This window comes from Pantoea sp. E2023-21, from assembly GCF_051302795.1.
Lineage (GTDB): Bacteria > Pseudomonadota > Gammaproteobacteria > Enterobacterales > Enterobacteriaceae > Pantoea > Pantoea ludwigii_A.
Genome location: NZ_CP195344.1, coordinates 2,102,772 through 2,118,922 on the forward strand (window position 1 = coordinate 2,102,772; position 16,151 = coordinate 2,118,922).

Annotated in this window: 15 protein-coding genes; 4 read left to right on the forward strand and 11 right to left on the reverse strand. The window is 54.7% G+C overall.

Annotated elements, in window-relative coordinates:
- Window positions 1-105: 105 nt before the first annotated feature.
- The 4 genes from xseA (at window position 106) to ACRQ84_RS09930 (ending at window position 3,153) form a co-directional block, all read left to right on the forward strand.
- On the forward strand, window positions 106-1,476 hold the full coding sequence (gene xseA / locus ACRQ84_RS09915; RefSeq protein ID WP_483815962.1) for an exodeoxyribonuclease VII large subunit: 1,371 nt from the start codon (window positions 106-108) through the stop codon (window positions 1,474-1,476).
- A 54-nt stretch (window positions 1,477-1,530) separates the two neighbouring features.
- Window positions 1,531-2,556: a M4 family metallopeptidase gene (locus tag ACRQ84_RS09920; RefSeq protein ID WP_483815963.1), complete on the forward strand. Its 1,026-nt coding sequence runs from the start codon at window positions 1,531-1,533 to the stop codon at window positions 2,554-2,556.
- Window positions 2,541-2,867, forward strand: a complete 327-nt coding sequence (locus ACRQ84_RS09925; RefSeq protein WP_064739546.1) for a protealysin inhibitor emfourin — start codon at window positions 2,541-2,543, stop codon at window positions 2,865-2,867. The genes ACRQ84_RS09920 and ACRQ84_RS09925 overlap by 16 nt, the downstream gene beginning before the upstream one ends.
- A gap of 103 nt (window positions 2,868-2,970) precedes the next feature.
- Window positions 2,971-3,153, forward strand: coding sequence for a con-10 family general stress protein (locus ACRQ84_RS09930; RefSeq protein WP_045814915.1), 183 nt, complete (start codon window positions 2,971-2,973; stop codon window positions 3,151-3,153).
- An 87-nt stretch (window positions 3,154-3,240) separates the two neighbouring features.
- Here the strand turns inward: ACRQ84_RS09930 and ACRQ84_RS09935 are convergent, their stop codons facing one another.
- From ACRQ84_RS09935 to ndk, 11 genes are all read right to left on the reverse strand, one after another.
- On the reverse strand, window positions 3,241-5,679 hold the full coding sequence (locus ACRQ84_RS09935) for a glucose/quinate/shikimate family membrane-bound PQQ-dependent dehydrogenase (protein WP_064739547.1): 2,439 nt from the start codon (window positions 5,677-5,679) through the stop codon (window positions 3,241-3,243).
- Between the two features lie 328 nt (window positions 5,680-6,007).
- Window positions 6,008-6,235, reverse strand: a complete 228-nt coding sequence (locus ACRQ84_RS09940; protein ID WP_483815964.1) for a zinc ribbon domain-containing protein — start codon at window positions 6,233-6,235, stop codon at window positions 6,008-6,010.
- A gap of 157 nt (window positions 6,236-6,392) precedes the next feature.
- The gene (der, locus tag ACRQ84_RS09945; protein ID WP_483815965.1) at window positions 6,393-7,883 is read right to left on the reverse strand and encodes a ribosome biogenesis GTPase Der; all 1,491 of its coding nucleotides are present in this window, start codon (window positions 7,881-7,883) and stop codon (window positions 6,393-6,395) included.
- Between the two features lie 178 nt (window positions 7,884-8,061).
- Complete coding sequence (bamB, locus tag ACRQ84_RS09950) at window positions 8,062-9,243, reverse strand: outer membrane protein assembly factor BamB (RefSeq protein ID WP_064739549.1); 1,182 nt, start codon at window positions 9,241-9,243, stop codon at window positions 8,062-8,064.
- A 19-nt stretch (window positions 9,244-9,262) separates the two neighbouring features.
- Window positions 9,263-9,880: a YfgM family protein gene (locus ACRQ84_RS09955; protein WP_483815966.1), complete on the reverse strand. Its 618-nt coding sequence runs from the start codon at window positions 9,878-9,880 to the stop codon at window positions 9,263-9,265.
- A 39-nt stretch (window positions 9,881-9,919) separates the two neighbouring features.
- Window positions 9,920-11,194 (reverse strand): histidine--tRNA ligase, encoded by a 1,275-nt coding sequence (gene hisS / locus ACRQ84_RS09960; RefSeq protein ID WP_483815967.1) that lies wholly within the window; start codon window positions 11,192-11,194, stop codon window positions 9,920-9,922.
- A gap of 106 nt (window positions 11,195-11,300) precedes the next feature.
- On the reverse strand, window positions 11,301-12,422 hold the full coding sequence (gene ispG, locus ACRQ84_RS09965) for a flavodoxin-dependent (E)-4-hydroxy-3-methylbut-2-enyl-diphosphate synthase (protein WP_008108306.1): 1,122 nt from the start codon (window positions 12,420-12,422) through the stop codon (window positions 11,301-11,303).
- Window positions 12,423-12,460: 38 nt separating this feature from the next.
- Window positions 12,461-13,483: a cytoskeleton protein RodZ gene (gene rodZ, locus ACRQ84_RS09970; RefSeq protein ID WP_064739552.1), complete on the reverse strand. Its 1,023-nt coding sequence runs from the start codon at window positions 13,481-13,483 to the stop codon at window positions 12,461-12,463.
- Window positions 13,473-14,207 carry a type IV pilus biogenesis/stability protein PilW gene (gene pilW / locus ACRQ84_RS09975; RefSeq protein ID WP_483815968.1) on the reverse strand — a complete coding sequence of 245 codons (735 nt, stop codon included), beginning with the start codon at window positions 14,205-14,207 and terminating at the stop codon, window positions 13,473-13,475. Before pilW ends, rodZ begins: the two co-directional genes overlap by 11 nt.
- Window positions 14,208-14,282: 75 nt before the next feature.
- Complete coding sequence (locus ACRQ84_RS09980; protein WP_064739554.1) at window positions 14,283-15,452, reverse strand: dual-specificity RNA methyltransferase RlmN; 1,170 nt, start codon at window positions 15,450-15,452, stop codon at window positions 14,283-14,285.
- Between the two features lie 187 nt (window positions 15,453-15,639).
- Window positions 15,640-16,071 carry a nucleoside-diphosphate kinase gene (ndk, locus tag ACRQ84_RS09985; RefSeq protein ID WP_007884899.1) on the reverse strand — a complete coding sequence of 144 codons (432 nt, stop codon included), beginning with the start codon at window positions 16,069-16,071 and terminating at the stop codon, window positions 15,640-15,642.
- Between the last annotated feature and the right edge of the window lie 80 nt (window positions 16,072-16,151).

Sequence of the window (16,151 nt, forward strand, 5' to 3'; positions counted from 1 at the left end):
AAACCGATTGCCTCCAGTGTTTTTTCAGAAAAAGTCTTGATCCTCAGGGCAAGCAATGTAGTATCAGTTGATTAACCCTCTGATTTAAAATTTGATCTACATCACATGTCGCTACCGCCAACCGCCAATATTTTTACTGTCAGCCGCCTGAACACCACGGTGCGCCAACTGCTGGAAAATGAGATGGGCCTGGTGTGGCTCAGCGCTGAAATTTCAAATTTCACTCAGCCTTCTTCCGGCCATTGGTACTTCACGTTGAAGGATGACGGTGCACAAGTACGCTGCGCGATGTTCCGCAATAGCAATCGTCGCGTCACCTTCCGTCCTCAGCACGGCCAGCAAGTTTTAGTGCGCGCCAGCATCACGCTGTATGAACCGCGTGGTGATTATCAGTTGATTATCGAAAGCATGCATCCAGCCGGTGAAGGCTTGCTGCAACAGCAATTCGAACAGCTGAAAGCGCGTTTAGCAGCGGAAGGCTTGTTCGATCAGCAGTTCAAACAGCCGCTACCCGATCCGGCGCGTCTGGTGGGTGTGATTACCTCTGCCACCGGCGCCGCACTGCATGACGTGTTGCGGGTGCTGCATCGACGCGATCCGTCATTGCCGGTAATTATCTATCCTACGGCGGTGCAAGGCGTGGATGCGCCCGCTGGCATTGTGCGTGCCATTGAACTGGCCAACCAGCGTGATGAGTGTGACGTGCTGATTGTCGGCCGTGGCGGCGGTTCACTGGAAGATTTATGGAGTTTCAATGACGAGCGCGTGGCGCGGGCGATTTTTGCCAGCCGCCTGCCGATCGTCAGCGCCGTTGGGCACGAAACCGATGTCACCATCGCCGATTTCGTTGCGGACTTACGCGCGCCAACGCCTTCTGCCGCGGCAGAACTGGTGAGCCGTAATCAGCTGGAATTGTTGCGCCGTTTGCAGTCACAGCAGCAGCGCATGGAGATGGCGATGGATTTCTATCTGGCACAGCAACAGCGTCGCTTCACCCGCATTCAGCACCGTTTACAGCAGCAGCATCCGCAACTCCGTCTGGCGCGTCAGCAAACTGCGCTGTTCCAGCTGCAGCGTCGCCTTGGCGAAGCGATGGACCAGCGCATGCGTACCGCCAATCGTCAGCAGGATCGCCTGCTACAACGCCTTAATGCGCAGCAACCGCAGGGACGGATTCTGCGCGCTCAGCAGCAGCTCCAGCAGTGGCATTATCGTCTGCAGCAGGGCATGGAAAAGCAGCTCAATCACAACCGTCAGCGCTTTGGCAACCTGGCCGCGCAGCTGGAAGGCGTGAGTCCTTTGGCGACGCTGGCGCGTGGATTCAGCGTAACAACCGATACGCAAGGCCTGGTGGTGAAAAAAACTCAGCAGCTGAGCAAAGGCGATCTGTTGCGTACCCGGTTGGATGATGGCTGGGTGGAAAGCCAGGTTACCGCGCTTGAACCGCAGAAATCCCGGAGCCGTAAAGCGCGTTGATAGTATGAAAACTATACTTTCTGGCACATTCACTAAGAAGCCAGGGAGTTTGGTATGCCTTTTAGCGTAATTCCTCCATACATGCTGCGTAACATCATCGATAACTGCTCCGGTGCGCAGCAAGACTATGCGCGCCGCACCCTCACCCACGTTCAGCAACTGATGGCTGAACATAATCATCAAACCACCAACGCCGACACCGCTAAGCCAGGCATCGTACAGCGCGCTATCTACGACGCCGAGGGCACGCAAAATCTGCCCGGCACGTTAATCCGCGAGGAAGGCCAGCCCGGAAACGGCGACGTCGCGGCTGAAGAAGCATGGAACTATCTCGGCATTACCTACGATTTCTTCTGGCAAACCTATCAGCGCAATTCCCTCGATAACAAAGGCCTCAAGCTCGATGGCACCGTGCATTACGGTAAGGAATACCAGAATGCCTTCTGGAACGGCCAGCAGATGGTATTTGGCGACGGTGACGGCCAGATTTTCAATCGCTTCACCATCGCGCTGGATGTTGTCGCGCACGAACTGACGCACGGCATAACGGAAACCGAAGCCGGACTGATCTACTTCCAGCAGGCAGGCGCACTGAACGAATCGATGTCTGATGTTTTTGGCTCACTGGTGAAGCAGTTTCATCTTAAGCAGAGCGCCGATCAGGCTGACTGGATCATCGGTGAAGGTTTGCTGGCGGGTGGGATCAATGGCCGCGGGTTGCGCTCAATGTCGTCACCCGGCACCGCTTATGACGATCCGGTGCTGGGCAAAGATCCACAACCGGCCAATATGGATCACTATATCGAAACGCGTGAGGACAACGGCGGCGTGCATCTCAACTCCGGCATTCCTAATCGCGCCTTCTATCTCGCCGCTAAAGCGTTGGGCGGCTTCGCGTGGGAACTGGCGGGTCAAGCCTGGTATGACACGCTGTGCGACAAGACGCTACCGCAGGATGCCGATTTCAGCACCTTTGCGCGCTTTACCGTGCAGCACGCCAATCAACGGTTTAATCAATCAGTGGCGGAGAAAATTCAATCCGCCTGGCAGCAGGTGGGCGTAACGTGGACATCCAACTGACCGACGATGCCATCATTGAGCTGGCGCGTGAAGGCGGTATCGCCTTTATACCCAAGCTGCGCGGTGAGCGGCGTTTTACCCTGGCGGACTTGCCCGAGCCGCAAAAACAGCGCGTCTGCCAGGTGCTGGAACAGGCCATGCCGCTCGGCGAACCGGAAGATCAAGCGGCAAACATGGGACGTGGCGATCAACGCTATTACCGCATTCAAATCACCTATGCCACACATCGTGAGGCTGGGACACTGGTGATTTTAATTCCAGAACAACTGGCACCACCCGAGCTGCAATCGCTGTGGCGCGACGGCGAATAGGTTATCAGAGATCTCTCAAGGCATAGCGTAACTGACTGACTATACTCATTATGTGGCTAGCTAGTCCACGTCGAAGAAAACACCCTTAGATGAGGTCTCTGCTATGACACAAAAAAAGCAACGAGGTGGTGCCGGGAACTTTGCAGAGGACCCGGAGCGCGCCAGGGAAGCAGGTAGCGCTGGCGGCAAAGTCAGCGGGGGTAATTTCAGAAACGATCCTGAAAGAGCCAGGGAAGCTGGAAGAAAAGGAGGTCAAAAAAGCCGCCGCCCTTCCAAGCAGCAGTAATTAAGGTGCCTTAAAGGAAGAGATGTGCCACGGAAGGTTTTAAAAAAAAGGCCGACATCATGATGTCGGCCTTTCTCATAGTTGAACTTACTTGCTGTCTGGCAGCGCGTAAGCAATCACGTAATCACCACGGTCTGGTGACTGACGTGCGCCACCTGCGGAGATCAGGATGTACTGTTTGCCGGTTTTCGGCGAAACGTAGCTGATTGGACCGCCCTGGCTGCCGACTGGCAGACGTGCTTTCCACACTTCTTTACCGGTTGAGCTATCGAAAGCGCGCAGATAGTAATCCTGCGTACCCGCGATGAACACCAGGCCACCCTGCGTAGCCAGTGTGCCGCCTAAGGTCGGCATACCAATTGGCATCTTCGCGCGCATCTTGATGCCAAATGGACCGGTATCTTCGACGGTACCCACCGGCACCTGCCACACGATCTGACGGGTTTTCATATCAATCGCCGACAGCGTACCGAACGGCGGAGCCTGGCATGGAATGCCCAGCGGTGACATGAAGCGGTTTTTATTTACCGCATACGGTGTGCCTTTCAGCGGAACCGCGCCCATACCGGTGTTGATCGCTTCGCCACCGTTGCTGGCTGCGGTCTTGCTGGTGTCTTGTGGAATCATCTGTACCCACAGGCCCAGACGCATATCGTTGACGAACATATATTGATTGTTCGGGTCAAACGAGATACCGCCCCAGTTCATACCGCCCAGTGAACCCGGGAAGCTGAGGGATTTATCGGTGTCCGGTACAGTAAACAGACCATCGTAACGCATGCCTTTAAAGGCAATACGGCACGCCAGTTGGTCGAACGGCGTTGCACCCCACATATCAGACTCAGACATTTTCTGATTGCCGATGTTTGGCATTTCTACCGAATGCGGCTGCGTTTTGGTGTACTGCTCGTTCGGGATGTGACCCTGCGGCATCGGCAGCTCTTCAACTTTGGTCAAAGGCTTGCCGGTCAGGCGGTCCAGCACCCAAATCATGCCGGTTTTTGCCCCGATAACAACGGCTGGCTTGTTGGTGCCATCCTTCATCGGGAAGTCTACCAGGCTTGGCTGCATTGGCAGATCAAAGTCCCACAGATCGTTATGCACGGTCTGATAAACCCATTTCTGCTTACCGGTAGTCGCATCCAGCGCCAGGATTGAGGCGCCGTATGTGTGATCCAGTTTGGTACGGTTCGCACCCCACAGATCCACTGACGAGCTACCCATTGGCAGGAACACGGTGTTCATCGCCGGATCGTAAGACATTGGTGCCCACGAGTTCGGTGTGCTGCGGGTGTAATCTTTGCCCGGCATCAAAATCGCATTGGGATCGTCATTGCCTGGGTCAAACGCCCAACGCATCTGACCGGTGATCACGTCAAAACCACGCAGCACGCCGCCAGGCATATCGGTTTGGACGTTATCCGCAACGCGACCGCCCACCACCACGGTGGTACCGGCCATCGCGGGAGGTGAAGTCAGCTGATATTGCGGATCGGGCGCATTGCCCAGGCCGGCTTTCAGGTCAACCACACCGTGCGTACCGAAGGTGTCGCACAGCTCACCGTTGTCGGCGTTAATAGCAATCAGACGCGCATCAATTGTGTTCATCAGAATACGACGCTGACAAGTATCACCCGCAGGCAGCACAGCGGCAGTGACCGGCGTTGAACCCGGCTGCGTTGGCTGCTGCAGCGGTTTAGTCGCATCGAAATAGGCTAAGCCACGGCAGCGGTTCCACACTTCGGCCTGCGCGTTGATTTCGCGTTTCCAGATTTCCTTACCGCTGTCTGCTGCAACCGCAATCACATTGTTGTGCGGGGTGCACAGGAATAGCGTGTTACCCACCTGCAATGGGGTTTGCTGATCTTCCGCGCCGTTACCGGTTGGGCTGATCGGCGTATCGCCAGTGTGGAAAGTCCAGGCGACCTGCAAGTCTTTCACGTTATCGCGGGTAATCTGATCGATGGCAGCGAAGCGGTCGCCACCCGGCGTACGGCCGTAGCTGCTCCAGTCTTGCTGAGGTTTTGATTTATCGACCGGAATCAGCGGCAGCTGTTTACCGTCAAACGCAACGGAAGGATGCGGCTGGAACATCTGCACGAAGGTGGCCACCATGCCAACCACGATAACCGCAGACAGCGCATAAGAGACTTTCGCCAGAGAGCTTTTGCCTTCGCTTTTACGCAGGGCTGGCCAGGTGAGGAACGCAAACAGCATCAAGCCCGCTGGCACCATCAAGCGCGATACCAACGGCCAGAAATGCAAGCCCGCATCAAACAGTGACCAAATCAGCGTGCCAGCAAACACCAGAATAAACAGGGTGACGGCGGATGATTTGCGACGGAAGAACTGAATGGCCGACAGCAGCATGACGATACCGGCGATAAGGAAGTACCAGCTGCCGCCCAGCGCGACCAGCTTGCCGCCGCCGATAGCGAAGAACAAGCCGATTGCCAGCAGGACCAAGCCAAACAGTACGGACCAGATGCTCAGCCCTTTGCCGGGACGAGCGGAATTTTCTGCCATAACAAAAACTCTCCTGAAAAAATAAAGCGCTGGTGCCGATAAATCTGTGGCAGCCGATGACAAGGCCCCAGCCGAAGCGGGGGACAGGAACAATTTCGTTACGCTTTATTTTATATCTATTGGTACGGGTGCAATGCCCGTGATTCGGCGCTTGTGAGCGAGGACACAACGCAGGTGAGAGTGATTCTCGCTACAAGGCGGCAGGATTGTACCACCTGGTACAATAAAAAGTGAATATCCATAACGCGGTAGTCACTGGTTAATAGCATTTTTGCTACAAATCCAGTCGTAAGCTATTAATAACTATGACGCCGGGCGGCGAATTTTCTTACTGCAACGCTAAGTCGGGGATAAATTCGACACGCTTCTTCGAAATGAGTCCATCACCGTGCGGGCAAAAGTAGTCCACCGCACCGCAGGCTTTCAGCACCTGCAAAGGTTGATGGCAATCAGGGCACAAGGCGATGTGCGTGAAATGACGTTCGCAGTGGGAGCAGTCAAAACCGGTTTCATCGTGAGTCAGCGGCTGCTGGCAGATTGGGCATGGAGAATTCATAGAACATCCTCTGCATTTGGCGGTTGGTCGCCATAAATGGCGTAATGCCGCTCAGTTATGCGCCGCATTAAATCACCGCACATTCCGTAGCGGCGCGATTTATCGCGCAATAAATTACAGGTGCATAAAAAAAGGGCCCTGCTGGGCCCTTCTCATTTTAACGCTTGTTCTTCTTCAGGTGCGACATCAGACGCTGACGTTTACGCTGCTGCGTTGGCGTCAGCAGGTTGCGTTTGCCCGCGTACGGGTTATCGCCCTCTTTGAACTGAATACGGATGGGCGTGCCCATCACGTTGAGTGAACGACGGAAGTAGTTCATCAGGTAACGCTTATAGGAATCCGCCAGATCCTTGACCTGGTTGCCGTGAATCACCACGATTGGCGGGTTATACCCCCCGGCATGCGCATATTTCAGCTTCACGCGGCGACCACGTACCAACGGCGGCTGGTGATCGTCGGCTGCCATGGTCATGATGCGCGTCAGCATTGCGGTGCCCACACGTTTGGTAGAGCAGTCGTATGCTTCGGTCACGGATTCGAACAGGTTACCCACGCCGCTGCCGTGCAGGGCAGAAATAAAGTGGATGCGCGCAAAATCGATAAAGCCCAGACGGAAGTCCAACTGCTCTTTGACTTCATCTCGCGCTTCCTGCGTCATGCCATCCCACTTGTTGACCACAATCACCAGTGAGCGCCCACTGTTGAGGATGAAGCCAAGCAGCGACAGATCCTGATCGGAAATCCCGGCACGCGCATCAATGACCAGCATCACTACGTTAGCGTCTTCAATTGCCTGCAACGTTTTGATAACGGAGAATTTTTCTACATTTTCGGTGATTTTACCGCGCTTACGTACGCCCGCGGTATCAATCAGAACATACTCACGATCGTCACGTTCCATCGGAATGTAGATGCTATCGCGCGTGGTGCCTGGCATGTCAAAGACCACAACACGATCTTCGCCAAGAATGCGGTTAGTTAGCGTTGACTTACCCACGTTAGGGCGGCCAACGATAGCCAGTTTGATCGGCAGTGTGGTGGGGTCGAAATCTTCTTCTTCCTCTTCCTCCAGCGCCTTCTCACCCTCTTCTTCTAATTCTGCCCAATAGGCGGCATTCTCTTCTTCTTCGGTGAGTTCCACTTCCGGAACGATTTCTTCCATCCACGGCAGCAATGCCGTTTCCAGTAGACTGTTAACTCCACGGCCATGCGAAGCTGCAATGGCGTGAATCTCACCTAAGCCCAGCGCATAGAAATCCAGCACTGCCGCTTCCGGGTCAATACCGTCAGTTTTGTTGGCGACGACAAAGGTGGCTTTTTCACGTGCACGCAGATGATTAGCGATTTGCTGATCCGCCGGCATCACGCCCGCGCGCGCATCCACCATAAACAGCACCACATCCGCTTCTTCAATCGCCAATAGCGACTGCTCCGCCATGCGGTTTTCAACGCCTTCCTCGGTGCCATCAATACCGCCGGTATCAATAACAATAAATTCGCGCCCTTCCACTTCGGCGCGACCATATTTGCGATCGCGAGTCAGTCCAGGAAAATCCGCTACCAGCGCATCACGTGTGCGTGTTAAACGGTTAAATAGCGTAGATTTTCCCACATTGGGACGCCCAACCAGCGCGACCACAGGTACCATAACACTTGCCTCAGTTTTTAAAATAATTCGCCCGAATGGCGTGATTATAACGACATTTGACGCCAGGCGTCAGGCTGAAGGCGCAAAGAATACCATGCCTGACTAAAAACGAAACGGCCCCTGACGAATCAGGAGCCGTATAAGCGAGCGGGAAACGCGTTCCCGCAAAGCCAATTCCTTAACGGGTGATGGCGTAAACTTCTCCGCCTTTCGCCTGGATCAGCAGTTTGTCACCGGCCACAACCGGTTCAGTCTGGAAGCCATCGCTGTCCAGTTTCTGCTGCGCGACGAAGCGACCGTCAAGGGTGTTGATCCAGTGCAGATAACCTTCGCTATCACCCACCACCAGATAGCCGTTGAACAGCACTGGCGAAGTCAAATTACGATGCAGCAGATCGCTTTGACGCCAGATGGCTACGCCACCGTCAGCATTCAGGGCGATCACGCGGTCATCCTGATCGACCAGATAGATACGACCGGCATCAACCACCATGTCTTTAACGCCGCCAATCTCACGTTTCCACAGCACCTGACCGGAGCGCAGATCCAGCGCGGTAAGATTACCGTTGTACGCAAGCGCATAAACGACACCGTTAACCACGACTGGCGTGGTATCGACATCGCTCAGGCGATCGATTTCAGTGGCGCCGCTTGGCTGCGAAATACGCTGCTGCCAAATCAGCTGACCTTGATTAACAATGACTGCGCTGACGCGGCCATTGTCGCCACCGACGATTGCGCCGCCAAAGGCCACGGTCGGTGCCGATTCACCGCGCAGTGACAGCGCTGGCATATCGAGGTTGACGGTCCATTTGACAACGCCAGTGCTTTGATCAAGACCTTGCAACATACCGTTGCTGGTGTGCACCAGCACTAAACCGTCGCTCACCACCGGACGCGACAGCGCTTCACCGGCGACTTTGGTCTGCCAGGCAATACCACCATCGCTGGTATTCAACGCAAATACCTGACCACGTTCGCTACCGATGTAGATGCGATCGCCGCTGGCGGTGACGCCGCCAGAAAGCAGCGCAGAGATGTTTTTCGAGAAGAAGCCGGTTTTCTCAGAGAGATCGACTTTCCATTTCTCTTTACCATTGCTGGCATCAAGCGCTTTAACCACACCAAAACGATCCGCAGCATACACGGTACCGTCCAGCCAGGCTGGATGCAGATTGGAATAGAAATCACCAACGCCGTCCCCGACCGAGGTGCTCCACGCAGTCTGCGGCGTAAACTGGTTTTCCACTTTAGGCAGCGGGGCCATTTTCACTACATCTTCTTCGCCGCTGAACAGCGAGCAACCGCTGAGCAGAGTGACTGAAATCAGCCCTGGCAGCAGGTATTTACGTAATTCCATGTGCGCTCTCTTGACTGGCTTAACTTAAGTTATTCATCTTCATCTGCAGCATTTGCTTCAGCGCAGGAGAGGCCTGCGATTCAGCACCTTTGCTCCAGGCATCACGCGCGCCCTGCTTATCGCCTTTGCTCAGCAGTGCTTCGCCACGAATGTCCGCTACAATGGCTGTCCAGCCATCACCTTTAACATTGTTAAGGGTAGAAAGTGCGGCATCGGCCTGACTTTGCTGCAATTGAATGCGTGCCAGACGCAGGTTAATCACCGCCTGCAGGTTGGCATCTTTGGTATCTTTCAGCCCACTCTGTAACAGAGCGATAGCTTTATCTAACTGATTAGTCTCAACATACTGCTTAGCCAGATCCAGCGAAGCCAACGCACCATAGGTATTGTTGTTTTCGCTGGCGAAAGTGGCCACCGCTTGCAGCGAATCAGGCTTGTCCGCCTGCATCGCACTAGTCAGCTGTTGATATTCTGCTGATGCCGCTTTATCGGTTCCTTCCTGATGGCTGGACCAGAAACGCCAGCCACCCAGCGCAGCGATACCGATGATTACGCCTACGGCCAGGAATTTGCCGTTATTGGCAAAGAACTGACGCAGCGCGTCAACTTGTTCGTTTTCGTTGCTGTAAACTTCCACGCAATCCCTCTCTTTAAAATGGCTGTTGCAGTGCTGCGCTTACTGCAGCAGCGTGCGCAACGTTGCAGCGGCGTCGCTCTGAGCCAGCGTCTGTTGATCGCCGGTACGCAAGTCTTTCACCACAACCTGGCCCGCGTTCACTTCATCTTCGCCCAGCACCAGCGCAATGCGTGCGCCCCACTTATCTGCACGGGCAAACTGCTTCTTGAAGTTACCGCCACCGAAGTTGGTCATCAGCTTCAACGCGGGATCAGCATCACGCAGTTTTTCCGCCAGTTGCATCGCGGCGGACTGAACGCCCTGCCCCGAAGCGATAACATAGACATCAACAATGCGCATCGGTTCAAATTCTGGATTAACCGCTTGCACCAGCAACACCAAACGCTCCATGCCCATGGCAAAACCCACGGCTGGCGTGGCACGACCACCCAACTGTTCGACCAGACCATCGTAACGTCCGCCACCGCACACCGTGCCCTGCGAACCGAGGCTGCTGGTCACCCATTCAAACACGGTACGGTTGTAGTAATCGAGACCGCGCACCAGGCGCTGGTTGATGCGATATTTAATGCCAGCGTCGTCGAGCAACCCGCACAAGCCACTGAAATGCGCACGTGATTCCTCATCGAGGAATTCGCCCAGCGTTGGAGCATCGTTTAACAGTTTCTGGATGTCAGGATTTTTGCTGTCGAGCACGCGCAGTGGGTTGGTGTACATGCGGCGCTTGCAATCTTCGTCCAGTACGTCCTGATGTTGCTCAAGAAACGCCACCAGCGCGCTGCGATAGTTGGCGCGCGCGTCCAGCGAACCGATAGAGTTCAGCTCCAGCTCGACGTGCTCAGCGATACCTAACGCTTTCCACCAGCGCGCGGTCATCATAATTAGCTCAGCATCAACGTCCGGGCCTTGCAGGCCGAAGACTTCCACACCCATTTGGTGAAACTGACGGTAACGACCTTTCTGCGGACGCTCGTAGCGGAACATCGGACCGGTGTACCACAGACGCTGTTCCTGGTTGTACAGCAGACCGTGCTCGATACCGGCGCGCACGCAGCCTGCGGTGCCTTCCGGACGCAGCGTCAGGCTTTCGCCGTTGCGGTCTTCAAAGGTGTACATCTCTTTCTCAACCACGTCGGTGACTTCACCGATCGCGCGGCTGAACAACGGGGTGTGCTCAACGATTGGCAGACGGATTTCACTGTAACCATAGCTGGCCAGCACCTGCTTGAGAGTGCCTTCAATACGCTGCCAAATTGCGGTATCCGCCGGCAGGTAATCGTTCATCCCGCGAATCGCTTGAATATTCTTCGCCACGTTAGAATCTCTTTAAGACAAAAAAACCTGAGCGGCATCATACCTTATGAGGATGAAACCGCACAGGTTCAATCACAAACTGGCACGCGACTGGCGCGCACCAGGCTTATTTTTCCAGCTGCTGCACGTTGATGCGGCGGCTTTCATCCAGCATGCTGGCTTTGGCGCGGATACGCGCTTCCAGCTGATCGATCATGTCGTTGTTATCGAGACGATCGCGCTGGCGTACGCCATCTTCGTAGAAGCCGCTTTTCTTGGCCCCGCCGGTTACGCCGAGGGTAGAAACCGTGGCTTCCCCCGGACCGTTCACCACGCAACCGATAATGGAAATATCCATCGGCGTGATGATGTCTTCCAGACGCTCTTCCAACGCATTGACCGTACCGATGACATCAAACTCCTGACGCGAACAGGTCGGGCAGGCAATAAAGTTGATGCCACGCGCGCGGATGCGCAGAGACTTGAGGATGTCATAGCCGACTTTCACTTCTTCAACCGGATCGGCCGCCAGTGAAATACGCAGCGTATCGCCGATGCCTTCGGCCAGCAGCAGGCCTAAACCAATCGCCGATTTAACTGAGCCCGCGCGCGCGCCACCCGCTTCGGTGATACCGAGGTGCAGCGGCTGATCGATGGCTTTCGCCAACAGACGATAGGATTCAACGGCAAGGAAGACGTCAGACGCTTTGACGCTTACTTTGAACTGATCAAAGTTAAGGCGATCGAGATGATCCACATGGCGCATCGCAGATTCGAGCAGCGCCTGCGGTGTTGGCTCACCGTATTTTTCCTGCAGATCTTTTTCCAGCGAACCGGCATTCACGCCGATACGGATCGGAATATTGTAATGACGCGCACAATCCACCACCTGGCGGATACGCTCGTTGTTGCCGATATTGCCTGGGTTGATACGCAGACAATCGACGCCATATTCCGCGACTTTCAATGCGATGCGATAGTCAAAGTGAATGTCCGCTACCAGCGGCACGTTGACCTGTTGCTTAATCAGTTTGAAGGCTTCAGCCGCATCCATCGTGGGAACGGAGACGCGAACGATATCAACCCCGACGCGCTCAAGCTGGCGAATCTGGTTAACGGTGGCGTCCACATCAGTGGTGCGGGTGTTGGTCATTGACTGAACGGCGATGGGCGCGCCATCACCAACTGGCACCTTGCCGACGTAAATCCGTGTTGATTTGCGACGGATAATGGGTGCTTCGTTATGCATATTCTCTCTCCACAATTACCCGGAAAGCGCGCTGCGCGTTATTGCGCACCCAGCGTCAGACGGGCAACCTGGTTATTACGGATAAAACGACTTAAATCAACGGGCTGATTCTGATATTGCACGTCAACCGCACTTGGTGCGCCAATTTTCAGACGATACGGAGCCGTTCCGGACAAACTTAGCTTACCGCCACTACGTTGCAGACCGCTGAACAGCTTCTTACCGGTCGCATCGCTCACTTCCAGCCAGCAATCTGCTTTGAAGTTCATCACCACAGCATTCGGATCGCCTGCCGGTTGGCTGACTGCTGCATTCGCGGTAGGCATTTGGCCTGCAGGAACGCTATTCGCCGGTGCTGGAGACGTCGCCGCTGGCGGCGCCGTATCAATCGGCGCCTGGCTTGGCGAAACCACGGCGTTGTCGCTGCCGCTGGTTTGCGCTGTAGTGTTATTGCTCGCAGCCGGTGTGCTGCTCGCGTTGTTGCTTTCAGGCGTAGCCACAGCGCCAGCACCGTTATCGACTGGCGTACCGGCAGCGTTGGTATCTGCATCGGCATTGCTATCGGTACTGTTGTCACCCAACGGAATGGATTGGCTATTGTCGCCGCTGCCGTTTTGATCGGCCATCGACACCAAATCAGCCTGTGACGCTTTATGATTCTGCCACCACCACGCACCAGTCAAACCGACAACGACGAAAATCACCAACCAGGTGAAGATCATTAGCCAGCCATCGCGCTTTTTACGACGCTTACCCAATGAGAAGCTCTGCATCGGCTCGATTTTGGCGGCGCGCATGGGGGCCTGCTTTGCCATCATCGGCAGCAGGTCATCTTCTGGCACATGCACCAGACGAGCATAAGAGCGAATGTAACCGCGCAGGAATGTAGACGCTAAATCAGCAGGTGATTTGTCCTCTTCAATATCGCGTACGGTAGTAAGTTTTAGGCACAGGCGTTCAGCGACGTTTTGCTGGGTCAGTCCCATTTGCTCACGGGCCAGACGCAGGCGTTCACCTGTGGAATGTACTGCAGAATTCTCTTGAGTGGCTTCAGTATTCATTAGCTAAATAACGCTGGTACTGTATCGATTGTGGAAAACTTCGCGCCAACCGGTCGCCATAACGTGTAACGTCAGCAGCGTTTCCCTGTTGCGCGGCGAAACGTATCTGTAACCATAAGCTCTCAGCCGTTGCAGGCAAATGCTGATGGTACACTTCTAAAAGCAGCGGAACCGACTTCTGTTCCCGCTGTTCAAGCCGCCTTTCCACTTCCCTTAGCAGTTGACTGCCCTGCTCCGGTGCGGCATCCAGCGCGTAACCTAATTGCTCGCGCGCTGCGGCACTCTCATCAGCCTGCAGGTAACAATAGCCCGAAAACAGGAATGCATCCTGACGAGCATCGATTTCCTGCGCCTCAATTGCCAGCTTAAACTGTTGATGCGCTTCGTCATACTGCCTTAAACCGCAGAGAAACGCACCGTAATTGTTAGCGACGTAACCATTCCGCGGCGCTAACTGCTGTGCGCGTTGGTAGTGCCAGCGCGTTTGTGCGCTATTCTGTTGCGCCTGCGCCACACGAGCAAGGGCTAACGGAACGCGATAATCCTTTGGCGCTGCCTGCTGAGCACGTAACAAATTGCGCTGCGCGGCGGCATAATCCTTCACTGCCAGATAGTGCAATCCGAGCTGCAAGCGGATATCCGCTGCGCTTTGCCTGGCAGGATGATTGACACAACCGGTTACAACAAAGCCCGCCAGAATCGCGGCGAATAATCCTTTATGCATTTCAGTCTCTCCCTAAAAAATATGCGGAGAGACTGACATGAGTTACGCCCGCTGAATATCAGCAGGCGCTGGCTTTCAGAGCGCCTTCACAGAGATGGCTTCGCCCGCCATTTTCTTACGCAGCGTACGCTTAGTCCGGTCAATCACATCGCCTGCTAACTGACCACAAGCAGCGTCGATATCGTCACCACGGGTTTTACGCACAATGGTGGTGAAACCGTAATCCATCAGGACTTTGGAGAAGCGATCGATACGGCTGTTAGAGCTACGGCCATACGGCGCGCCGGGGAACGGGTTCCACGGAATCAGGTTGATTTTGCACGGCGTCTCTTTTAGCAGTGCCGCCAGCTCATGCGCATTGTCGGTGCTGTCATTGACGTGATCCAACATCACGTACTCAATGGTCACGCGGCCCTGATTGGCGTTGGACTTACCGATATAGCGTTTTACCGCCGCAAGGAAAGTCTCAATGTTGTACTTTTTGTTGATCGGCACGATCTCGTCACGAATGGCATCATTCGGCGCATGCAGCGAAATCGCCAGCGCTACGTCGATCATATCACCCAGCTTGTCCAGCGCCGGCACCACACCTGACGTTGACAGCGTAACGCGACGTTTTGACAGACCGAAACCGAAGTCGTCCAGCATGATATCCATTGCCGGCACCACGTTGTTCAGGTTAAGCAGCGGCTCGCCCATGCCCATCATCACCACGTTGGTGATCGGACGTTGACCGGTAATTTTCGCGGCACCGATGATTTTCGCGGCGCGCCATACCTGGCCAATAATCTCTGACACGCGCAGGTTGCGGTTAAAGCCCTGCTGCGCCGTCGAACAGAATTTGCACTCCAGCGCACAGCCTACCTGTGAAGAGACGCACAGGGTTGCGCGATCCGCTTCCGGGATATAGACGGTTTCAACCAGCTGGTCGCCCACGCGAATTGCCCATTTAATGGTGCCATCGGTGGAACGCATCTCTTCCGCCACTTCCGGTGCACGGATTTCAGCGCGCTGCATCAGCTTACCGCGCAGCACTTTGTTGATGTCAGTCATCTGCTCGAAATCATCGCAGCAGTAGTGGTACATCCACTTCATGACCTGATCGGCACGGAACGGCTTTTCGCCCATCTCAAGAAAGAATTCACGCATCTGCTGACGGTTGAGATCCAGCAGGTTAATTTTTTCGTTTTTTGGGGAAACAATCACGGGGGAAGCGGACGACGGCGTCACAATCTGTTCGGACATAATGTTCTCTGGCCTCGTTGTTACACGTTACGGCTCTGGTTAATAGTAGGAAAAAAACAGCGCCCTCGCTGAGGCTAGCTCAACAAGGGCGCGTAATTGTACTACATCTGCTGCATGATGCCAGGGGAACCGTTTCACCGATGTTGAACAGCTGTAAAGACGCGTGTCCGCCTGACCCTCAATGCACTTAGCGAGTGCGTGGGCAGACTTCGTTTTCTGCGAAGAAGTACGCGATTTCGCGTGCTGCAGATTCAGCAGAGTCAGAACCGTGGGTCGCGTTCTCGGTGAAGCTGTCAGCATAATCAGCACGCAGAGTACCTGCCAGCGCGTTATCTGGGTTAGTTGCACCCATCAGATCGCGGTGACGCTGAACAGCGTTTTCGCCTTCCAGTACAGAAACCACAACTGGACCAGAAGTCATGAATTCAACCAGACCATCAAAGAATGGACGGCCTTTGTGCTCAGCGTAGAAGCCTTCAGCCTGCTCTTTGGTCAGGTGCAGCATTTTTGCGCCAACGATTTTGAAGCCCGCGCTTTCAAAACGGTTATAGATTGCACCAATCACGTTCTTAGCGACGGCGTTTGGTTTCACGATTGAGAAAGTACGTTCGATTGCCATGTTGACCTCTAGTTAGCATCCTGAAGAATCCGGGAGCTCCTCCCGGTAAGAAAACGCGCCGATTATAGGGACATCATGGC